This is a genomic window from Bacillus sp. EB V-12 (assembly GCF_056158125.1).
This window is the reverse complement of record NZ_JBUXJL010000001.1, coordinates 241,023-263,782: the sequence shown is the minus strand read 5'-3', so window position 1 is coordinate 263,782 and position 22,760 is coordinate 241,023. Positions and strand designations below refer to the sequence as shown.

The window sequence follows — 22,760 nt, the reverse complement described above, 5'->3', positions numbered from 1 at the left end:
CTCCTCAGATCTAAAAGGTTTGTAAATACAAATCCTTTACCCTAACTGTTCTACTTCTTTATGATTACGAATCGTTTCAAACCATGTATATAGTTGCTGATATGTGCTATAAACCAATTCTTTTTCTAATTGTAAGTGGTTCATTTTCTCACGATATGTGTTCGATTCAATTAAATCACGCTTTTGTTTTTTGTCTGCCATAAAAATGACGCCATCTTTTATTGTAACAAATTCTAACTCAAAAAACACCTGTGTCATGAAATTTACTGTATCTTTTGACCAACCTTTATGACGACATAGTTGTTCTCCATATTGTCTTAAAGAAAATGGTGTTTTTTGGCTTAAGAAAGAATAGTACCATTTAAAGTGTTCTCTCGTCGGAACTGTACTAAATAAGTGGTTATTCTCTTGATAAAATAGCGTATAAATTCGCGCTGGGAATCCTACCTTAAATAGCTCACGTAATTCATCTGTTCCTTTTGGTAAATCAAGTAACACGATATATTGATCATCTAAATGCGTTACTTCTGAAGCATGCATGAGCTTTTCTTTATAGCTCTCTAAAGAAAATTTATTCAATACCTCTTCAGAAAAATACACCATTGTTATTTTTTCTTTCGGAAGTTCTGCTAAATTTGCTTCTGCATTACGCATACTACGCCAATCAAATAATTGCCACGCCTCTACAGCAATATCTTGTACCATTAGTTGTGGCTTCTTAAAGTTATTCCATTCATTAATAGACGCTTCTCCTATTACAGATACTTTTGCAACTGGAGAGATTTCTTTCGCATATGCACCAAAGCCAAATCCAATTGTATCCAGTGTTGCTTGTCCATCACGAAGAGCCATTTTTAAATGAGAGCCATCTGATCCGATTGCGCGAATACTTTCTAACTCTGCATCTTTTACTGCAATACGTGGTTTCGGATTTCCAACACCAAACGGGGCTAGTTTTTGCATATCTTCAATTGCCGCTAGCGTTACATCCTCTACTTTACAAAAAACATCAACTGCTGTAATTGGAATAAAATCTTCTTCTGTTAACATTGCATCTGCTTGTTCATTTAAGCGGCGACGTAATTCATCTACATCATTCATATGTAGCGTCATTCCCGCTGCCATCGGATGCCCTCCGAAGTGTGGTAATAACTCTCTACAATCTGATAAATTTGCAAACAAATCAAATCCTGCAATACTACGTGCTGAGCCTTTTGCTGTTTCTTTTATAGGATCAATGCTTAATACAATCGTCGGACGATAAAAACGTTCAACTAATTTCGAAGCAACAATTCCAATTACCCCTGGGTTCCAGCCTTCTTTTGCAAGTACTAATACTTTATTTTCTTCTGGTGGGAAGTTATTTTCCACTTCAGCGATAGCTTCTTCTGTAATTTGCTTTACAATATCTTTTCGCAGTTTGTTCAGCTCATCAATTTCTTCAGCTAGCTCTTTCGCTTCCTCTGGATCATCTGATAATAAAAGGTGTACAGCCGGCGCAGCATCTTCTAAACGCCCGACCGCATTAATACGAGGTGCAATTGAGAAGCCAATACTCTCTTCGGTAATTTCACTTTGCGAAACGTTAGCAACTTTAAACAATGCCTTCAAACCAATATTTCTCGTCATACGCATATGTTTTAAACCGCGTTTCACTAGCAACCTATTTTCACCATGAAGTGATACTAAATCGGCTACTGTACCAATTACTGCGATCTCTAATAAATGTTCTGGTACACGGCCTAATAGTGCATGCGCAACTTTAAACGCAACACCTACACCAGCTAAATAGTGAAACGGATATACACCGCCATCTAATTTCGGATGTATAATCGCAAGTGCTTCTGGCAATTCTGGCGGTGGCTCATGGTGATCTGTAATAATTAGATCTATTCCAAGCTCTTTCGCTACATTCGCTTCATGTACCGCTGCAATACCAGTGTCGACAGTAATAATTAGCGAGAACCCTGCGCTATGCGCCCAACGAAATGCTTCTTCGTTCGGTCCATACCCTTCTGTAAAACGATTTGGAATGTAAAATTCTACTTCTGCACCTAATTCTTGAAGAGCAAGATATAAAACTGTCGTACTACTTACTCCGTCCGCATCGTAATCACCAAATATTAATATTTGCTCTCCATTTTGAATCGCCTTATTTACACGTTCTACCGTTCTATCCATTCCTTCTAATAAAAATGGATCATGAAATTCTTGATTTTCTGTATTTAAAAAATCTAAAATCTTATCTTCTGTATCGAGTCCTCTACCGAGGAATAACGAAACGACAAGTGGCGATAACTGTAATTTACTTGCTAATTCACTCACTCGCTCGTCATTATATTCTTTTTCTTTCCAACGCGTCTTCGGTTGTAACACGAAATCACCCCTTAACCTGTTCATTATACAAGACAGATTAAGGGGTGACAATATAATGCAAACTACGATGCAATATCTATATACTAAAATGTTAATGATGTTTAATTTGGAGAATACGGATTTATATGTACGAATACATTTTGTACATTATCTTGTTTCATAAGTATTTCTTTCACATGTTTTCCAATACGGTGTCCTTCTTCTACAGTAATGTATGGATCTACGGACACTTTAATATCGACAATAACATAATGACCATGCTCCCGTGCATATAAAGAACCAATTTTTTTCACACCATCTACTTGAAGAACTGCTTCTCTAAGCGGAATAACATCCTCCTCATGAAGAACATGGTCAAGCGTTGCATGAATTGCTTCCGCTCCAATGCTCCATGCCATTTTTACAACAAGAAGTGAAACAACTAATCCCGCAATTGGATCAGCGTATACAAGCCAGTCTATACCAAGCTTACCACCTATTATAGCTGCACAAATACCGATTAAAGCTGCAATTGAAGAAAATACATCCGAACGGTGCTCATATGCATTTGCAATAATTGCATCACTGTTTACTCTTTTCCCTAATCGAAATTTATATTGAAACATTCCTTCTTTCACGACGATTGAAAGAACAACAGCAAATATCGTAATTCCTTTCGGCGGTTCTAGTTCTTGCGAAAAAGCTTTTATAGACGAAATCGCGATTTCAAGTCCCACAATAAATAATAATACCGCAACAATAATCGCTGAAATCGATTCCGCTTTACCATGACCATACGGATGATCCTCATCAGGTGGCTGCTTTGCCGCTCGCAATCCAAAAAGTACAGCTAGCGAACCTATTACATCTGATGCAGAATGCACGGCATCCGCTAATAGCGCTTTACTGTTCCCAATATAACCAATTACCGCCTTTACAATCGCTAATATAATATTACCAACGATCCCGACAATAGCACCAAACTCGGCCTGTTTAAAACGTTCATCTTTTTCCATAATTAAAATCCCTTCTTTTCTTAACCTATCTTTTTATTTTAACAAAAACAGCGATAACACCACCACTTTCTTCCATCTTCTTTCTGTTAAAAAGTTGCTATCTTATTGTATCCACAAACGAAAAAAGAGATGCCTCATAAAGAGACATCATCTTTTCTATACTTGCGGTTCAGATTCTACTTTCTCAACCTTCTTCTTGTTTTTTCCCTTTTTCAAACGACGGTTTTCAAGCATTAACCAAATTTGAGAGGCAACGAAAACAGAAGAGTACGTACCTACAATTAATCCAACAAGTAACGCAAACGAGAAGTTACGTAGTGACTCACTACCGAAGATAAGCAGTGCAATTACTGGGAATAACACTGTTAATACGGTGTTAATCGAACGACCAAGCGTTTGGCGAATACTTGCATTTACGATTTCTTCTAGATCTTTTATATCGCGCACTCGTTTTTTCTGTTTGTATAATTCACGGTTTCTATCAAATGTAACAATCGAGTCATTAATAGAATAACCGATGATTGTTAGTACTGCAGCAATAAACGTTAAGTCTACCTCTAGTTGGAAAATACTAAACATAACAATCATAACGAATGCGTCATGTAATAATGCAAGTACTGCAGATAACGCATACGTAAAGCGGAAACGAATACTTACGTATAAAATGATAACCGCAGAAGCAATTAATACTGCGATAAATGCATTTCGTGCAATTTCTTTACCGATTGTCGGTGAAACTGTACTTACGTTTGGATCTGTACCATATTTATCGTGGAAGAATGTTTTTGTTTTCGCAATTTCATCTTTTGATAAAACACCTAATGTACGAACTGCGAAACCTTTATTGTCATCTCCAGTCGGTACAATATTTTCTTCCTTCACATCAATGTTCAATTCTTTAAAATCTTTATGAACATCAGACACAGTAACGGCTTGTTTTGATTGCAAGTCGATACGTGTACCACTCGCAAAGTCAATACCAAGGTTCAATTTGAAAATTGGTAAGATAATTGCTCCTGCAATTACAACTACAATCGAGAAAATAAGGAATTTATGACCGATATTTACGAAATTAATACGATCAAATCTCGTTGGCGGATGTACTACACCTTTTGTTAATGGAATAATATCCTTTTGTTTCACACCAAAATACCCTGGTTTTTTATCGAAGTTACGGCTCTTTACAAGTAAACCTAGTAAGAAACGAGTACCGAATACGTTCGTAATGAAACCGACTAAAATACTTACGATTAAACTTGTTGCGAATCCTTTTACAGAGCTATTACCATAAACGAATAACACACCAGCTGCTGCAAGAGTCGTAACGTTTGCATCTAGAATTGTTGCTAAGGAACGATGGTTACCAGCTCGGAATGCCGACATCATTGACTTACCAATTTTCAGCTCTTCTTTCAGTCTCTCGTACGTAATAATATTCGCATCAACTGCGATACCTACTCCGAGCACTAACGCCGCAATACCTGGCAACGTAAGAACTGCATGCATCCAGTTAAAGACAAGTAATGTAACGAAAATGTATAAACCTAACATAATAACCGCTACAAGTCCTGGTAAACGGTAGAATACAAGCATAAATAAGAAGATAAGAGCGATACCAATCGCACTAGCGAAAATCGTTTGCTCTAACGCTTGTTGACCAAATTTCGCTCCAACAGATGTTGAATACATTTCTTTTAAATCAACAGGAAGTGCACCTGCATTTAATAAAGATGAAAGTTGTTTCGCACTTTCAACTGTGAAGTTTCCACCTACGATAGATACTTCAGCTTGGTTAAATACTTGGTTTACTGTTGCTGCTGATAAGAACTTCGGATTCGGTTTTGCAGATTCTGCTTTATACGAATCTTTTCCTTCTTCAAAGTCCAGCCAAATTACCATTAAATTCGTTGGTGGTGGCATTTTTGAAATCTTTTCAGTTACTGCACGGAATTTTTCAGCGCTTTTCAGTGTAAGACCTACGCTCGCACGGCCTTGCTCATCAAATGTTTGCTTCGCTCCGCCGCCTTTTAAATCCGTTCCATCCATAAGAAGGTTATCATCCACATCACGGAATGTTAATTTCGCTTGTGTTGATAACATTTCACGTGCTTTTTGCTGATCTTGTACACCAGCAAGCTGTACACGAATTCGATCTTGTCCTTCGATTTGAATGTTCGGCTCACTTACACCGAGAACATTGACACGATTTTCAAGAGCACCTACTGTACTTACAAGTACGTCTCGATCGATTTTATCACCTTTTTTGGCTGGTTTTACTTCATACAGAATTTCAAAACCACCGCGAAGGTCTAGTCCTAGACTAATTCCTTTTGCTATGTCTTTTCCTGCCGCACCAATTACTCCACCGATTAATAAGACGATGAGGAAAAAGGCGGCAATTCTCGTACCACGCTTTGCCATATGTACCCTCTTTCTGCTACTAACACTTTCAATAAATCTTTTACGATTCACTGCTATACGTGTGCATACGCCTAGTTAGTAGACTTCCTTTCTATAATTTTTGCTAGCTCATCACTAGCTGTATAGGTAAGCTTTTACACTCCCTACACTTTCATCATTTATTTTCCTCTTCACTACCTCCTTTATATATAATCTTAGACACAATTATTTCCTCTTTATCAATACATATCATTATACTGCAAAAGGAAGAACAAACCAATTGCAGTCGGTTATTTATTTTCATACTCATCAAATGACCAAAGTGGCGCTTGGTAAGCTTCAACAGTTAAATATGTCATATATTCATTAGTACTTACTGTTAATACGTCATTAACTAATTCATACAATCTAACATCGCTGTCTATCTTCTTCCACTTTTTCACTTTAAGAAACTTCCAAATGTCATCATCTGTCACTCGGTCGTAACCGAACATTTGAAACTCTTCTACTTTACTTTCTAAAACGACTTGTAACTGTCCGCGGTATGATTCTACCAAAGCCTCTCTATCTAACATCTATAACATCTCCTTCTTATTTCAGCACGAAAAAGTCGCTTTAATCCCGCTCTAATGGACAGCAATAACTACTTTCAAGAGCACTATCACACTTCACTCTCTTAAATGCTTGTCATTCTTGTCTCGTACGTGCATATAAATTATTGTAAATCATTCCATTGATTTTGAGAAGGTAGGAGAAGAACATGACGAGACAAAGCTTTTTAAAAGGCGCATTTATTTTAATGATAGCCGGCTTTATTACAAAAATACTCGGCTTTATCAACCGCATAGTAATGGCACGTATTTTAGGAGAAGAAGGCGTTGGTCTTTATATGATGGCCGTTCCTACATTCATTTTAGCAATTACATTGACACAAATTGGTCTTCCTGTCGCCATCGCAAAATTTGTAGCAGAAGCGGAAGCTGTGAACGATAAACAAAGAGTTAAAAAAATATTAACCGTATCACTAGCTGTTACATCCGTTATTAGTATCATTTTAACAATCGGAATTATGTTCCTCACACCTATTTTAGCAAAAACATTATTAACCGACGAAAGAACGTACTATCCATTAATGGCCATTTTGCCTGTTGTTCCCGTTATTGCTGTTTCTTCTGTTTTGCGTGGTTACTTTCAAGGGAAACAAAACATGAAACCTAGCGCTTATGCGCAAGTTCTAGAACAAGTCGTCCGCATTACCATTATCGCTATATGCATTCAATTATTTTTACCTTACGGCATAGAATATGCTGCAGCCGGCGCTATGTTATCAGCTGTTCTCGGTGAAGTTGCATCCTTATTATTTTTACTCACGTTATTTCAGCGAGAAAAACATTTATCAATACGCTCTGGATTTTTCACTACTGTAAAGGAAAGCAAAGGGACATTTTATTCTCTGATGGATATTGCGCTTCCAACTACAGGAAGTCGTTTAATCGGCTCCGTTTCATATTTTTTTGAACCTATTGTCGTTATGCAAAGCTTAGCAATCGCTGGTGTCGCTGCTTCTGTTGCAACCCAGCAATACGGTATATTAAACGGTTATGCATTCCCGCTCCTATCACTACCCGCCTTTATTACATACGCTCTCTCTACAGCGCTCGTTCCTTCTATTAGTGAAGCAATGGCAAAAAGACAACATAAATTAGTAGAGCACCGTTTACAACAAGCACTTCGAATTTCATTAATTACCGGCGGATGGTCTGTCGTTATATTATACGTATTCGCTTCTCCTGTTTTAACTCTTATGTATGGATCAGACAGCGCAACAGCATTCATTCAACTTCTTGCGCCTTGCTTTTTATTTCATTATTTCCAAAGTCCACTTACCTCTGTTTTGCAAGCTTTAAACTTAGCAAGAGCCGCCATGATGAATACATTTATTGGTGCCATCGTGAAATTAATCGTTATTTTTGTACTAGCATCAAGGCCAGAGTTTCAAATGATGGGGGTTGCACTTGCTATTGCTGCAAATATTGTAACAGTAACATTTCTTCACTACGCTACTGTTTTAAAAAAGATTACATTTACCATTTACGCAAAAGACTATATTTTCGGCGGACTTGCCATCGGTATCGCAGGCGCCTTCGGTTTTTATCTTCATAAATATATTATTTTCTCTCATTCCCTTGGCATACAAACATTATGGGAAATCACTTTAACAACAATTGTTTATATCGTACTTCTCTTCACTTTCAAACTCATTCGAAAAGAAGAGTTAAATCGTCTCCCTATCATTCGTAAGCTTTCATTTTTGAAATAAGGTGAAACTTTAATCAGTGGGGTAATCTCCACTGATTATTAGTTATACTAATCATTCTTACTCTTCCAAAGGATAAGTCTCTAATTTTCTTTTACATCAACAAAAAATTGTCCATTTTGAAAACTACAGTATAAAATTTGTGTTATATCGTTATAACCTAAGTTTTTTAATTTCTCAATAAGCCATTCATCTGTATGCTCAATCATTTGTAAATGACTAGATTGAATTTCTCCATCAATAATAAGAGGAAGCGTAAACTGCAATGTATCTTGTTTATTTTTTTGTTTTTGAAAGACAGATAACTTCCCAGACGGTTCCAAAATAGCATATTCTACATCCCGAATATCTCCAACTCCTTGTTCCCTTAATTGCATCATTAAATCATCAATATTATATCGTTGGTTTCTCATCTTTTTTTCATCAATCTTTCCCGCATTAATAATAATTGCTGGTTCACCTTCTATTAAATGCCGAAATCGTTGAAACTTTAATGAAATGACTGACAAAATGATTTGTATGCACATAAGAAAAGTCATCGGAACTAATTGATGCCAAAGTGATTTATCGGTATTTTCAATTGCTACTACAGCCATTTCTCCAAGCATAATAAATACGACTAAATCTAATACACTTAGCTCTCCTATCTCACGTTTACCCATAAGACGAAAAATAATTAAGATGATGATATACAAAAGCATTGTCCGTCCAATTACCGATATCCATTCCATTTCTACATCTCCTTTTTTACGTATAGACTCCCCTATAAAAAAGAAACTAGTCTAACTTGAGCAAAAGGAAAATATGCTTGTATTAAAAAGGGGGAATGCATAAATGGATGGAACGAAAAAATTATCAACTGCAATTGGCTTCGGTATTGTTACGCTACTAATTCTCGCATCTATTACTAGTATGATTATGGCTCTTTTATTAAAGTTTACGAATATAAATGAAGGGACATTAACCGTTACTATTTTTATACTCGCTCTTTTATCTATGCTTATGTCTGGATTTACTGCCGGCAAAAAGGCTCAAGGAAAAGGTTGGCTAGTAGGTTTCACAACAGGGCTCACGTTCACTATACTCGTCTTTCTAGTTAACTATTTAGGCTTTTCTCAAACCTTATCGAACTCACAATTACTATATCAATTAGCATTAATGGGGGCGAGTACACTCGGTGGTATTTTCGGTGTAAATATGTCAAAGCAAAGTAACTAAAAAAGGCCCTGCACATTTCATGCAGGGCCTTCCACATTAGTTTTTCACAACTTCACGAATCGCATTGCGATCGAAAGTTAAGTGTGAACCACCAGATTTAATAACGATTTTTGTCTCATCTACTGATTCGATTGTACCGTGTAAACCACCGATTGTTACGATAGCATCACCTTTTGCTAACTCACTTTGCATTTGAGCAACTGCTTTTTGACGTTTTTGTTGCGGGCGAATTAATAAGAAATAGAAAATCGCAAACATCGCAACGATCATAACGATATTCATCATACCTGCATTCATCTTTTGTTCCTCCTTTTAAATTATGTATTAGAAGTTTTTAGCATTCGGTTTATTAAAGCCATACTGTTCAAAGAACTCTTCGCGGAAATCGCCAAGACGGTCTTCACGAATAGCTTGTCTCACCTGCTCCATTAAGTTTAACAGAAAATGAAGGTTGTGATAAGACGTTAAACGAATTCCGAACGTTTCATCACATTTCATTAAGTGACGAATGTACGCACGTGAGTAGTTTTTACATGTGTAGCAATCACAGTTTGGATCAAGCGGACCGAAGTCTCTTGCGAATTTCGCATTTTTTACAACAAGGCGACCTTCACTTGTCATACATGTACCATTTCGAGCGATACGAGTTGGAAGTACACAGTCAAACATATCAATACCACGAATTGCGCCATCGATTAACGAGTCAGGAGAACCTACACCCATTAAGTAACGAGGCTTATTATCTGGAAGGAGTGGTGTTGTAAACTCAAGAACACGGTTCATAATATCTTTCGGTTCACCAACAGATAAACCACCTACAGCGTAACCAGGGAAGTCCATTGAAACAAGATCTTTCGCACTTTGACGACGAAGCTCTTCGTACTCCCCGCCCTGTACAATACCGAATAAACCTTGATCTTGCGGACGTTCATGCGCTTTTAAGCAACGTTCTGCCCAGCGGCTCGTACGCTCTACAGATTTCTTCATATATTCAAAAGTAGCTGGGAATGGTGGACACTCATCAAATGCCATCATAATATCTGAACCTAATGCATTTTGGATTTCCATCGCTTTTTCTGGTGATAAGAATAATTTATCTCCATTTAAGTGATTACGGAAGTGAACGCCTTCCTCTTCAATACGACGGAAGTCACTTAAACTGAATACTTGGAAACCACCAGAGTCTGTTAAGATTGCACGATCCCAGTTCATAAATTTATGCAAGCCGCCTGCTTCACGAATAATTTCATGACCTGGACGTAGCCATAAATGATACGTATTACTTAAAATAATGCCAGAATCCATTGCTTTTAATTCTTCTGGTGACATTGTCTTAACTGTTGCAAGTGTACCAACTGGCATAAATGTTGGTGTATCAAATGAACCGTGCGGCGTATGCACACGACCTAAACGGGCACCCGTTTGTTTACATGTCTTAATAAATTCATAACGAATTGCTGTCATAACTTACTCCTTTTATTTGTTTCTCATTTTAGCGTGAGATGCAACGAACATTGCATCACCGAAGCTAAAGAAACGATATTTTTCTTTTACTGCTTCATTATAAGCATGAAGTACATTATCTCTATTTGCAAATGCACTTACAAGCATAATTAATGTTGATTTCGGTAAATGGAAGTTTGTAATTAAACCATCAATTGCTTTAAATTCATATCCCGGATACATGAAAATATCTGTCCATCCAGAAGCGGCGCAGAGCTTACCGTCATGATCTGTTGCAATTGTTTCTAACGTACGAGTTGATGTCGTACCTACAGTAATAATACGTCCACCATTCTCTTTCACACGATTTAATAATGCCGCTGTCTCTTCAGACATATGATAATATTCTGCGTGCATATGGTGTTCTTCAATCGTGTCTGCAGAAACTGGTCTAAATGTTCCAAGTCCTACGTGAAGTGTAATGAATGCTAACTGAACGCCTTTTTGCTTTAACTTCTCAAGTAACTCTTCTGTAAAGTGAAGTCCCGCAGTCGGCGCTGCTGCTGAACCGATTTCTTTCGCATATACTGTTTGATAGCGATCGCGATCTTCTAGCGTCTCTTTAATATATGGAGGAAGTGGCATTTCCCCAAGTTCATCTAAAATTTCATAGAAGATGCCGTCATATGAAAATTCAAGCTGACGTCCACCTTGATCTGCAGTTCCTGTGCAAGTTGCTTTTAATTTCCCTTCGCCAAAAGAGATAACAGTTCCTTCTTTTACACGTTTCGCTGGCTTTACAAGCGTTTCCCACTTATCACCTTCTTCTTGTTTTAAAAGAAGTACTTCAATGTGCGCGCCTGTATCTTCTTTCACACCGTGCAAACGAGCAGGCATAACTTTCGTTTCATTTAAAACTAAGCAATCCCCCTCATGTAAGTAAGAAAGAATATCCGTAAAATGTTTATGCTCAATATCACCTGTTTCACGGTCTAACACCATTAATCTTGATGTTTCACGCTCTTCTAACGGGACTTGTGCAATAAGTTCTTCTGGTAAATGAAAATCAAACAGATTTATATCCATAGCTATATCCACCTATTTCTTATTTAAATCGATTTATTATATACATAATAAAAGATAATACAATACTTAACACAATACATGTAATGATAGGAAAATAAAAGGTAACGTTTCCTTTTTTCACAAAAATATCGCCTGGAAGCCTTCCAATGAACTTCCAAGCTAATCCAACAACGATGAGTAAGATCCCGGCTGTAATAAGCAGCTTTGGCATCTCCGTCATACTTTTGGTATCTCCATTCCGAAATGTTCATACGCAAGCGGCGTTACAATTCGGCCCCTTGGCGTTCGTTGTAAAAAACCAATTTGTAATAAATACGGCTCATACACATCTTCAATCGTATGAGATTCTTCTCCAATTGTTGCTGAAACCGTTTCTAATCCAACTGGACCGCCACGGAATTTCTCAATAATACCAAGCAGTAATTTATGATCAATATGATCTAGACCTAATTTATCTACTTGCAGTAGCTCTAATGCCATTTGTGTAATTTCCATCGTAACCGTTCCGTTACCACGAACTTGCGCGAAATCACGTACACGTCTTAAAAGACGATTCGCAATACGAGGTGTACCACGAGCACGTCTTGCAATTTCTAATGCAGCTAACGAATCGATTTCAACTTCAAATACTTCTGCTGTACGTTCAACAATCGCAGAAAGCTGATCTACTGTGTAGTACTCTAACCTTGAAAGTACACCGAAGCGGTCACGAAGCGGTGCCGATAATGCTCCAGCACGTGTTGTTGCTCCAACTAATGTAAATGGCGGTAAATCTAGGCGTACAGAACGTGCTGAAGGCCCTTTTCCAATTACAATATCAAGGCAAAAGTCTTCCATCGCAGGATACAATACTTCTTCAATTGATCTATGCAAACGATGAATTTCATCAATAAATAATACATCCCCTGGCTGAAGCGCTGTTAATACAGCAGCTAAATCTCCTGGTCTTTCAATTGCGGGACCTGAAGTTGTTCTAACATTAACGCCCATCTCATTGGCAATAATATTCGCAAGCGTCGTTTTACCAAGACCTGGTGGTCCATATAAAAGCACGTGATCTAACGTTTCTTCACGCATTTTCGCCGCTTCAATAAATACTTCTAAATTATGTTTTGCTTTATCTTGGCCAATATACTGACGGAGCGTCTGTGGCCGTAATGAATATTCTAAATCCGCATCTTCATATGCAGATTCCCCTGAAAGGAGACGTTCGTCCATTATACTCACCTCTTACCATTTAGTAAAAGACTAAGTGCCTTTTTAATATACTGATCCGTCGTTAATGATTCTTTTAATAACTCTGGTACAACACGAGAAACTTCGCGTTCTGCGTATCCAAGTGCGCGCAGAGCTTCCAGTGCCTCATCAAGCTCAGCTGATGAACCTTTCTTCTCATCAAAACGTTCTGTGTCTGAGAATAAATCAACAAATGCATCTGGTACGACATCTGCTAGTTTTCCTTTTAAATCTAAAATCATTTGGCGTGCTGTTTTCTTTCCGACGCCTGGGAATTTCACTAAAAACTTCTCATCTTCATGCTCAATCGCTTGAACGACCTGTCCTGTTTGACCAGAAGCTAAAATTGCAAGAGCTCCTTTTGGCCCAATGCCAGACACGCCTAACAACTTTGTAAATAATAAACGCTCTTCACGTGTTTTAAACCCGTAAAGTGCCATAATATCTTCTCTTACATAATGATATGTATAGACACGGATTTCTTGCTTACTTCTTTGAAATACATACGGATTCGGTGTGAAAATTTGATAACCAATTCCATTATGATCAATTACGACATATTCCGGCCCTACATACTCCACGTAACCTGTAACATATTCAAACAAAATACGATCTCTCCCTCTTAAATCATGTATTCCATTTTAACATATTTAATGATAGAAAAGCGAGACTACCCCAACAAATGTTCTCCACTTGAAACTTCTGTTATTTTCCATTGACAGAAAGGTTAAAGCACCTTAATATACAGAAGTCGATAATGATTATCAATACTAATTAAAGGGGTTACATCAGGATGAAACGTAAGCTATTTATTTTATTTACTATTATGCTCGTTGTTCTTTCTATCGTTGGCTGTTCTTCTCAAAAAGAAGAATCGAAGGCAAAAGAACAACCGAAAACAAAAGTTGTAAAACATGCTAAAGGTGAAGCTACAATTCCAGTAAATCCAAAGAGAATTGTTGACTTATCTGGATCAACAGAAGAACTATTACTTCTTGGACACAAACCTGTTGGTACAGCAAATACATATAAAGATAAAATCCAAAATCACTTAACAGACAAGTTAGATGGAGTAAAAGCAGTAGGTTGGTACTGGGCACCTAAAGTTGATTTAGAAGCTGTTACTGCTTTAAAACCAGACTTAATTATTTTAAACAACCGTCAATTAAAAATTTATGATCAACTAGAAAAGGTTGCACCTACAGTTGTTCTAGAAACAAACTTAGAAGACTGGCGTGGTAAGTTTAAAGAAGTAGGTAAGCTATTTGACGAAGAGAAGAAAGCAGACAAATGGATTGCAGACTACGAGAAGAAAGCAGACTCTTTATCTAAAAAAATTAAAGAGAAAACAAAAGATGAGAACTTTATGTTCGTTGCAGTTACACCACAAAACTTCCGTGTATACGGTAGCTTCGGATACGGTGACATCATCTTTAATGACTTAAAACTTCCAGCAACAAAAGGTACGGATTTAAAACAAACGATGGCGCAAGTATCACTAGAAGGTCTAGTTGCATTCCAGCCTGACCAAATGTTTATTGTAAACTTCGGCGGCGAAGCTGATAAAGTTTACGAAGACTACAAAAACAGTGCCGTTTGGAAAGACAATAAAGCAGTTAAAAATAATCACGTATATGAAGTATCAAATGAAGTCTTCAATACGAAAGCATTCAATCCAATCGGAAAAGATATGCTAATTGATGAAATCGCAAAAGAAATTTTAGCTAAAAACAAATAAGAAAAAAAGCAGCTCACCATGAGCTGCTTTTTTTCTTACTTTGAACTGCGTATTGCTTCATTTTTTCAATCGTCTTCACAAAACCTTCTTTTGATTTAATACGAATGCCACGTTTCAATTTCGCACGTTCATAGCTCTCAAGCTTTTTCATATCAATTTGAAAGAAAGAATGGATCGCATTATCACTTTTCGGTACACCTTTGAAAATTTGTAATATCCCTTCCTCTGAAACACCAAAATACCCGCTCGTTTTCAATAACGGAGAAATATCATCAACTTTCTTTTGCAATACAATTTGTACATCATCACGATCAACGAGCTGCCATTCTTTATACTGCTGTAAAAACTTTTCTAAATCCGTCACTTTTTCTGTAAGTATTTCTTCGCTTACTTCGCCATCAACATACATACGCTCTAATAAAATTGTAACCTCAGGTTCTTTTTTCGTTACTTCTGGTACTGGCCCTTCCGCCTTCACATTCGTTCCATAAACGAAACAAAACATCATAACGAAAGCTTGCATCGCAATCAGTATCCATTTCATTTCCGTTCACCTCTTTTAGGCAAGATCATACTTTCATTAGTAGTTTTTCCGGAAATGGGGGTTTTATCCATATTACATTTCTTTCGAAAAATAAAAAATGCAGATAAGGGTTTACCTCATCTGCATGTATCATTTACTTTTATATAAAATGAAAGACGCCTGCAAAGCAGGCGTCTTGATGCGTTTACGGCGAGAGACCAGGCGACCACATTCGCGTGTTTAGCACTTAAGCATATCTCTCGTCTTACGTAAATTAGCTCATCGCTTTGCTAATATAACATTAATAAAGTATAAGTGCAACATGTTTATAAAAACATTTCATTTCCTCTTTCATCCAAATTATTTTATGTAAATTATAAATTGATAATTGCAATATATATGTTACAATTAATGTGACAGCGAAATCATAATAAGCAGGGGATGAATATTATGAAAAAAATAAAGGATGAACGCCTCATTCTTCAAATGTTAAAAAACATACGTATTGTCTTTCTTTTTCAATACATTGGCGTAGTTGGAATTTTAGGCTATATCGGATTCACTGAAGGCATTGATCAAATTACGAAATCTCCATTGTGGCTATTATTTATGTTTACAAGTATTTTACTTGCTTATTTACAGTTAAGTGTTTCAATCGATGTAGAAGAAGGCGAAAAGGAAATACAGTTAACTCCTTATTACAAACTTGTCTTCCGCTCCCTTATTGTAGGAATCGTTATGGCTATTATTTATATTATTTTCAGTCCAGAAAGACCACTGTTTGAAACTATTTTAACAGGTAGTATTCTTTTCATATGCTTTTTAGTTTCTTACTCCGTTAGTTATTTTATTAAAAAACGTCGTTTACAAGACAACGATGAATAAAGAGGAAGGGCTCACCCTTCCTCTTTTGTTTTGTTATCGCACTGTACCAGTTAAACCGTAACGAATGTCTCGGAACATATTCACTATGTCACGATTAAAATCGTTTGTAACTGTACCGTTACGTAGACGCGTACTCATTGCATCGACACGAGTAAACATATCATTTCTTACAGAAACATATACGTTTCTGTTTCCAACTTCATTTGCAACAGCTTGACGAATTTCGTTAGCCATCGCCGTTTCATTTGTCACTGTGTTACGTGGTTTTACCGCAATCGCTACATCGTTTCCATATACAACTGTAGACACACGGTCTACGTTATTCATACGTTTCACACGATTTGTTATTCTTTCAGCTGTTTTACCATCATTGTTAATGTATGAATTGTTCATTGTAATATTACGAGTTGGATGCGGATTAGCAATTTGTCCATTGTAATTTACATCTCGATAATAATTGTATCCTGTATCGTTACGACCATTTCTATATGTTACATAATCTGTATAACGATCATTACGCGTCACATTATCACGATACTGGTGTGTATCATTATAAGATGTACGCTCGTAATTGTAGTTACGTCCATCCATTGCATTGTTTTTTGGTGTACCACATGCAGCTAATGCACTAGTAACTAACAAAGAAGCAGCAATCACTTTTACTTTCGTATTCAATACAAAAACCCCCTCTGTTAGAATGAGCTTCTCTACTGAAAAGCTCCCTCTTATGATGAGTAACAGAGAAGGTTTTTACACTGTTAATATTTCACTGGGAATTTTCTAGCACTTCATAAAAAAACTTCATTTTCTTAATTAACAGGAATGTAAAAAAGGCGGGAATACTCCCGCCTTTTTAAACTTCTTCTTCGTCCTCTTCTTCTGAAACGGGCTCTCCAAATACATTTGGTGGATCTGGTTGATAATACATCGTTCCTGGCTGTGGTGCATATGCAGACTGAGTTGGTTGATAATATAAAGGATTCGCATATTGCGGACCGCCTGGTTGTGGACTATATAGTCTACTTTCTCCTCCGCATCCACAATCTTCCTCACCCTGCACAAGCGGCGGCATATTATTATTATCCATTGGCATCATATTCGGATTTGGCATAGACGTATATTGCGGTCCAAACGGCGCTCCTTGCTGATATGGCATTTGATATGGATTTGGTTGTTGATAATACGGATTCGGCGGCATCATGGGCTGTTGATACGGCATTTGATACGGCATCATATTGGGTGGTTGATTGTTATCCATAATTGGCATCATATTCGGCATTTGATTGTTATCCATAATTGGCATTATATTCGGCATTTGGTTGTTATCCATAATTGGCATTATATTCGGCGGTTGGTTGTTATCCATAATCGGCATCATATTCGGCATTTGATTATTATCCATAATTGGCATCATATTCGGCATTTGATTGTTATCCATAATTGGCATCATATTCGGCATTTGATTGTTATCCATAATTGGCATTATATTCGGCATTTGATTGTTATCCATAATTGGCATTATATTCGGCATTTGATTGTTATCCATGATTGGCATTATATTCGGTGGCTGGTTGTTATCCATGATTGGCATTTGAATATTTGGCATTTGAATATTTGGCATTTGAATATTTGGCGGTATGACTTGTGGAATAACTACATTTTCTTTCGATACATTTGGCGATACTATATTCCCTACGTTTTCTTTCTTCACTTGTGGTGACACTATATTCCCTACATTTTCTTTTTTCACTTGCGGTGACACTATATTCCCTACATTTTCTTTTTTCACTTGCGGTGACACTATATTCCCTACATTTTCTTTTTTCACTTGCGGTGACACTATATTTCCTACATTTTCTTTCTTCACTTGTGGCGATATTATATTCCCTACATTTTCTTTCTTCACTTGCGGCGACACTATATTCCCTACATTTTCTTTCTTCACTTGCGGCGATACTATATTTCCTACATTTTCTTTCTTCACTTGTGGCGATACTATATTGTTTTTTTTCGTTTGCGGAGAAATGATATTGTTAGGTTTCATTTTACTAATTTGAGGAGCAATTAACTCGCTTCCTTTTTTTATTACATCTGAAATTTTATATTCTTTTTTCGGTTTTATTGGTGGTTGTGGCGGCTGCGGTAATACATTTACCGAAAACTTCGTGTTTTCTTTTTCCGCCGGTTTTTGTTTTTCTATCACAGGTGGTTTTTGAATAACAGACGGTTTTTCAACTGGTTTTTCTTTTTGAATTGGCTGTTCTTTTTGCACTTCTTTTTGCGGTTTCACCTGTACTTCTTTTTGTGGCTTTACCTGCATCTCCTTCTGTGGTTTCACCTGTACTTCTTTTTGCGACTTTACCTGCATCTCCTTCTGCGGTTTTACTTGCACTTCTTTTTGTGTTTGTTGCATAGCTGGCTGCTGTGTAATTGGTGCTGATTGATACGTAACTTCTTCTTCATCTTCTATTCCAAGCGGAGTTGGTGTTGCTGCAAATTCTTTTTGCTGCACTTCTTTTACGTATTGCTTTGGAGGCGCTGAACCTGCTCCAGCCTGTTGTTTCATGTGAACACTCTTGGATGGCACTTTAATTTTCATACCTGGCATAATTAAATCTGGATTACTAAGTTGTGTATTTGTTTTTTTCAACGTGTCAAAATCCACTCCGTACTTTTTCGCAATTTTCCAAAGGGTATCCCCTTTTTGCACGATATGAATTTTCAAATTTTCCCCCTCCTGTATAACTTATCTATAAGTAACAAATCTCATGAAGTAACTCTTTCTAAATAACATTAACTTCTTTTCACTTTTATCACTTCTTCGATTTTCAATATCATTCGAAGCGGAATAAGCATAAAGAACCACAATGATTTCTTCAAAACAATGTATGCCCATTTCGTTCCCGTTATGATTATATGTATGAAAAAAAGCAACGGGAATACCGTTGCTTTACACACGCTCTAACATACGATTTAATGCAAGAACCGCTTCTGCCGTTACTTGTTTGTCTACGCTAATAACGTTAATTTCTTCTCCTCTTTCTATCGTTTCAAGTGTCCATAATAAGTGAGGCAGATCAATTCGGTTCATCGTTAAGCACGGACACATAAATGGATTAAGTGAAACAATTTCTTTATCTGGATGTTGCTGAATAATTCGGTTCACTAAATTCATTTCTGTACCAATCGCCCATTTGCTACCAGATGGCGCTGATTCAATCATATCAATAATATATTTCGTTGAGCCTGCATAATCTGAAGCAGCTACAACTTCATAGCAACATTCTGGATGTACAATAATATTCATATCAGAATGATTTTTTCGTACGCTCTCAATGTTCTTCACTGTAAAATTTTGATGAACAGAACAATGCCCTTTCCATAAAATTACTTGAATTTCTTCTATATCCCCATCGTACTCTAATGAATCTGTGTGCGGGTCCCATACTGCCATTTTATCTAACGGGATACCTAAATCGTACGCTGTATTTCTCCCTAAATGTTGGTCTGGTAAAAAGACAAGACGTTCTTTTTGAGTAAACGCCCAAGATACCATTTGCTTTGCATTAGAAGATGTTACTGTTGCTCCTCCATTACGACCACAAAACGCTTTAATTGCAGCTGTAGAGTTCACATATGTTAACGGAATCATCGTATCTCCAAATAATTTCGTGAGCTCTTTCCATGCTCTTTCTGTTTGTTCAATATCTGCCATATCCGCCATCGAACAACCTGCACGCATATCTGGTAAGATGACAACTTGATCATCTGTCGTTAACATATCTGCTGTTTCCGCCATAAAGTGCACCCCGCAAAAAACAATATATTTTGCGTCTTTATTGCTCGCTGCAACTTGCGCAAGCTGAAGTGAATCCCCTGCTGCATCTGAAAATTGTACCACTTCATCTTTTTGATAATGATGCCCTGGAATGAATAACATTTTCCCCATTTTCTCTTTAATTTCACGAACACGCTTTTCCATATCTTCCGTTGACATCGTGTAATAACGCTCTGGTAACATCGTTTCAATTGGCTGTACTTGTTCTAAAATACTCATATACGTTTCTCCCCTCTAAGCCACTTTCCTTATCCTTCAATATTGAAACTAATATCAAGTGCTTTCACTGAATGTGTTAACGCTCCAAGTGAAATATAATCTACCCCTGTTTTTCCGTATTTCGGTAAATCTTCAATTGTGATGCCCCCTGAAGCTTCTGTAACGATAGCACTTGGTACAATTTTTGAAAACTCCCGGATTTCATCTGGCGTACGATTATCGAACATAATAATATCAGCACCAGCAGCAACAGCCTCTCTCACCTGTTCCTCAGTTTCTGTTTCTACTTCTACTTTCACCATATGTCCTAACTTCTCTTTCACTGATGTAACAGCTTTTGTAATAGAACCAGCAAACGCAATATGATTGTCTTTAATCATGACACCATCATATAAACCGAAGCGATGATTAAATCCACCGCCGCACACGACTGCATGCTTATCAAACATACGTAGTCCTGGCATCGTTTTTCGCGTATCACAAATGCGAGTATGACTGCTATCTAAAGCAAGAACCGCTTTACGCGTCATCGTCGCTATTCCGCTTATACGCTGAATAACATTTAATATAACGCGCTCTGCTGTTAATAACGATGCAATTGGACCTTGCACAGTTGCAATGATTTCGCCTTTTTCTACAAGGTCCCCATCTTTTTTATGAAGCTCTACTTCAATTCTCTCATCAATTAATTTAAATCCTGATTCAATTACTAAACGTCCTGCAAAGACCCCTGTATCCTTCGCAAGAAACGTTCCTTTCGAAAGCAAGTTATCTGGAAAAATAAGCTGAGATGTTACATCTCTTTCCCCTATATCTTCTAAAAAAAATCGATTTAATGCTTCTTTAACTTTTATCGTGTTCATAAAGCCCCTCTTCCCCTCATCACACAAGTTGTCGTTTTCTCTTTACTCGAACAATCTCTTTCTTTCCTATATTTCTATCTGGATAATCACTCCGGTAATGCCCGCCAATACTTTCTTCTCTTTGCAAGGCTGACACAACTATAAGCTCACAAACCGTTAACATATTAATAAGCGTTATCTCTTCATTCGTAAGAACATCATGTTGTAATATCATATTTCGAACACCATACTTACTAAGCCATCTCTTCGCATAAGATAAACTTTGCTCTGTTCGCACAATCCCAACATATTTCATCATGCATTTTTGTATTTCTTCTTTCGTCGGTAAATGATTCAGAACGATAAACTTTGCTTCCTTTTCGGCTAGCATGTTCACCTTTTCTTTTGTCTCTCTAGATAAAATGTGTCGTCCGATTCTTTTTCCAAACACAAGACCTTCTAATAATGAATTACTCGCTAATCTATTTGCACCATGAACCCCGTTACAAGCTACTTCACCGACTGCGTATAAGTTCGGAATAGACGTCTCTCCATCACAGTTCGTTTTCACGCCGCCCATGTGAAAATGAGTACCAGGCACGACTGGAATACGTTTTTTATTTATATCGACTCCATTTGTTTTACATATCGATGACACGGTCGGAAAGCGTTGTTCAAAGTTTTGAATCATTTCGATGTTTAAGTACACTTTTTCACCCGCAAGTAGCTGTTCATGAATAGCCCTTGCGACTACATCACGAGGCGCTAAATCCTGTTCGGAATGTATATCCATCATAAAACGCTGCCCTTTTCCATTTATAAGGACAGCTCCTTCTCCGCGAACAGCTTCGGACACAAGACCAGAACAACGCCCACCCGCGTATAACATCGTCGGATGAAATTGTATAAACTCTAAATCTACAAGCTCTCCGCCTGCACGGTACACCATTGCAAGTCCATCGCCTGTAATCGTCTCATCATTAGAAGTAAAGGCGTATAAACCGCCAATACCGCCTGAAGCTAACACCGTATAATCTGCATTGTAACGTTTCAATTCTCCTTTATTGTTGCGAGTTAAAGCCCCAACACATTTATCTTTTTCTATAATAAAATCGAGCACCATTTCCTGTTCCACTACCGTAACGTATGGAGCTACTTCTTGAATAAGATGCTCTAATAAATTCTTTCCTGTTGCATCGCCACCTGCATGTAAAATACGACGTTTTCGATGCGCTCCTTCTTTTCCAAGATGAGGACCTGTTTCATCTCCATCAAATTTCATTCCATTTTCAATAAGGTTATTAATTTCTTTCGGTCCTTCCTCGACTAAATAACGGACCACTTCTTCATTGTTATAATGACACCCTGCTACTAGCGTATCTTCAAAATGATCATTAGGATTGTCGTATGTAGCTACCGCTGCGGCAATTCCACCTTGAGCTAAATGTGTATTATTATTACGTTTCGTCTCCTTTGTGATAATAATCACATTCTTTTCGTGACAAATCTCTTTTGCAACACGAAGTGCCGCAACGCCACTTCCAATAATTAAGACATCTGCGCTTGGCATAATTGTTGCCTCCTACTTTACACTTTTCAACTGTCTTGACACCTATATTTACATAGTTTTAAAATAATGACAAG

Annotated in this window: 20 protein-coding genes and 1 pseudogene; 4 read left to right on the top strand and 17 right to left on the bottom strand. The window is 37.3% G+C overall.

Annotated features, from left to right (window positions below):
- Positions 1-36: 36 nt before the first annotated feature.
- The 4 genes from recJ to ACZDYH_RS01350 all read right to left on the bottom strand — a co-directional run bounded on the left by recJ (position 37) and on the right by ACZDYH_RS01350 (position 6,346).
- A complete protein-coding gene (gene recJ, locus ACZDYH_RS01365; protein ID WP_000941230.1) occupies positions 37-2,376 on the bottom strand; it encodes a single-stranded-DNA-specific exonuclease RecJ in 2,340 nt (779 codons plus the stop codon).
- 101 nt (positions 2,377-2,477) lie between these two features.
- A complete protein-coding gene (locus ACZDYH_RS01360; protein WP_000409743.1) occupies positions 2,478-3,371 on the bottom strand; it encodes a cation diffusion facilitator family transporter in 894 nt (297 codons plus the stop codon).
- 156 nt (positions 3,372-3,527) lie between these two features.
- Positions 3,528-5,792: a protein translocase subunit SecDF gene (gene secDF / locus ACZDYH_RS01355; RefSeq protein ID WP_088362204.1), complete on the bottom strand. Its 2,265-nt coding sequence runs from the start codon at positions 5,790-5,792 to the stop codon at positions 3,528-3,530.
- Between the two features lie 269 nt (positions 5,793-6,061).
- Positions 6,062-6,346 (bottom strand): post-transcriptional regulator, encoded by a 285-nt coding sequence (locus ACZDYH_RS01350; protein WP_000886979.1) that lies wholly within the window; start codon positions 6,344-6,346, stop codon positions 6,062-6,064.
- 185 nt (positions 6,347-6,531) lie between these two features.
- On the opposite strand from ACZDYH_RS01350, the gene spoVB reads away from it, so the two are divergent.
- On the top strand, positions 6,532-8,091 hold the full coding sequence (gene spoVB, locus ACZDYH_RS01345; protein ID WP_088362203.1) for a stage V sporulation protein B: 1,560 nt from the start codon (positions 6,532-6,534) through the stop codon (positions 8,089-8,091).
- A gap of 80 nt (positions 8,092-8,171) precedes the next feature.
- Here spoVB and ACZDYH_RS01340 read toward each other — a convergent pair whose 3' ends face one another.
- Positions 8,172-8,819, bottom strand: a complete 648-nt coding sequence (locus ACZDYH_RS01340; protein ID WP_000454838.1) for a DUF421 domain-containing protein — start codon at positions 8,817-8,819, stop codon at positions 8,172-8,174.
- Between the two features lie 103 nt (positions 8,820-8,922).
- Here ACZDYH_RS01340 and ACZDYH_RS01335 point away from each other — a divergent pair, with 103 nt between their 5' ends.
- Positions 8,923-9,306, top strand: coding sequence for a TIGR04086 family membrane protein (locus tag ACZDYH_RS01335; RefSeq protein WP_000349148.1), 384 nt, complete (start codon positions 8,923-8,925; stop codon positions 9,304-9,306).
- Between the two features lie 36 nt (positions 9,307-9,342).
- On the opposite strand, the gene yajC is transcribed toward ACZDYH_RS01335, so the two are convergent.
- The 6 genes from yajC to ruvA are packed head-to-tail and all read right to left on the bottom strand — an operon-like array spanning position 9,343 to position 13,676.
- Positions 9,343-9,603 carry a preprotein translocase subunit YajC gene (gene yajC, locus ACZDYH_RS01330; RefSeq protein WP_000991115.1) on the bottom strand — a complete coding sequence of 87 codons (261 nt, stop codon included), beginning with the start codon at positions 9,601-9,603 and terminating at the stop codon, positions 9,343-9,345.
- Positions 9,604-9,630: 27 nt separating this feature from the next.
- Positions 9,631-10,770 (bottom strand): tRNA guanosine(34) transglycosylase Tgt, encoded by a 1,140-nt coding sequence (gene tgt / locus ACZDYH_RS01325; RefSeq protein ID WP_000125365.1) that lies wholly within the window; start codon positions 10,768-10,770, stop codon positions 9,631-9,633.
- Between the two features lie 12 nt (positions 10,771-10,782).
- Entirely contained in the window at positions 10,783-11,835 is a 1,053-nt protein-coding gene (gene queA / locus ACZDYH_RS01320; protein WP_086410356.1) for a tRNA preQ1(34) S-adenosylmethionine ribosyltransferase-isomerase QueA, read from the bottom strand.
- 19 nt (positions 11,836-11,854) lie between these two features.
- Positions 11,855-12,055: a DUF2905 domain-containing protein gene (locus tag ACZDYH_RS01315; RefSeq protein WP_000138162.1), complete on the bottom strand. Its 201-nt coding sequence runs from the start codon at positions 12,053-12,055 to the stop codon at positions 11,855-11,857.
- Entirely contained in the window at positions 12,052-13,053 is a 1,002-nt protein-coding gene (ruvB, locus tag ACZDYH_RS01310) for a Holliday junction branch migration DNA helicase RuvB (protein ID WP_000344449.1), read from the bottom strand. The genes ACZDYH_RS01315 and ruvB overlap by 4 nt, the downstream gene beginning before the upstream one ends.
- A gap of 5 nt (positions 13,054-13,058) precedes the next feature.
- Positions 13,059-13,676, bottom strand: coding sequence for a Holliday junction DNA helicase RuvA (gene ruvA, locus ACZDYH_RS01305; protein ID WP_000464511.1), 618 nt, complete (start codon positions 13,674-13,676; stop codon positions 13,059-13,061).
- A 188-nt stretch (positions 13,677-13,864) separates the two neighbouring features.
- Here ruvA and ACZDYH_RS01300 point away from each other — a divergent pair, with 188 nt between their 5' ends.
- On the top strand, positions 13,865-14,809 hold the full coding sequence (locus ACZDYH_RS01300) for an iron-hydroxamate ABC transporter substrate-binding protein (RefSeq protein ID WP_086389513.1): 945 nt from the start codon (positions 13,865-13,867) through the stop codon (positions 14,807-14,809).
- 13 nt (positions 14,810-14,822) lie between these two features.
- Here the strand turns inward: ACZDYH_RS01300 and ACZDYH_RS01295 are convergent, their stop codons facing one another.
- A complete protein-coding gene (locus ACZDYH_RS01295) occupies positions 14,823-15,353 on the bottom strand; it encodes a BofC C-terminal domain-containing protein (RefSeq protein WP_000871192.1) in 531 nt (176 codons plus the stop codon).
- Between the two features lie 429 nt (positions 15,354-15,782).
- Between ACZDYH_RS01295 and ACZDYH_RS01290 the strand changes: the two genes are divergently transcribed.
- Complete coding sequence (locus ACZDYH_RS01290) at positions 15,783-16,217, top strand: branched-chain amino acid ABC transporter substrate-binding protein (protein WP_113304279.1); 435 nt, start codon at positions 15,783-15,785, stop codon at positions 16,215-16,217.
- A 33-nt stretch (positions 16,218-16,250) separates the two neighbouring features.
- Here the strand turns inward: ACZDYH_RS01290 and ACZDYH_RS01285 are convergent, their stop codons facing one another.
- The 5 genes and pseudogenes from ACZDYH_RS01285 to nadB form a co-directional block, all read right to left on the bottom strand.
- Positions 16,251-16,892, bottom strand: a complete 642-nt coding sequence (locus ACZDYH_RS01285) for a YhcN/YlaJ family sporulation lipoprotein (RefSeq protein ID WP_001093542.1) — start codon at positions 16,890-16,892, stop codon at positions 16,251-16,253.
- A 1,893-nt stretch (positions 16,893-18,785) separates the two neighbouring features.
- Positions 18,786-18,942: pseudogene (safA, locus tag ACZDYH_RS01280) on the bottom strand (SafA/ExsA family spore coat assembly protein); the annotation flags it as partial.
- Positions 18,943-19,167: 225 nt separating this feature from the next.
- The gene (nadA, locus tag ACZDYH_RS01275) at positions 19,168-20,274 is read right to left on the bottom strand and encodes a quinolinate synthase NadA (protein WP_000025339.1); all 1,107 of its coding nucleotides are present in this window, start codon (positions 20,272-20,274) and stop codon (positions 19,168-19,170) included.
- Between the two features lie 29 nt (positions 20,275-20,303).
- Complete coding sequence (gene nadC / locus ACZDYH_RS01270) at positions 20,304-21,137, bottom strand: carboxylating nicotinate-nucleotide diphosphorylase (RefSeq protein ID WP_088362138.1); 834 nt, start codon at positions 21,135-21,137, stop codon at positions 20,304-20,306.
- Between the two features lie 19 nt (positions 21,138-21,156).
- Entirely contained in the window at positions 21,157-22,686 is a 1,530-nt protein-coding gene (gene nadB / locus ACZDYH_RS01265; RefSeq protein WP_001138532.1) for an L-aspartate oxidase, read from the bottom strand.
- Between the last annotated feature and the right edge of the window lie 74 nt (positions 22,687-22,760).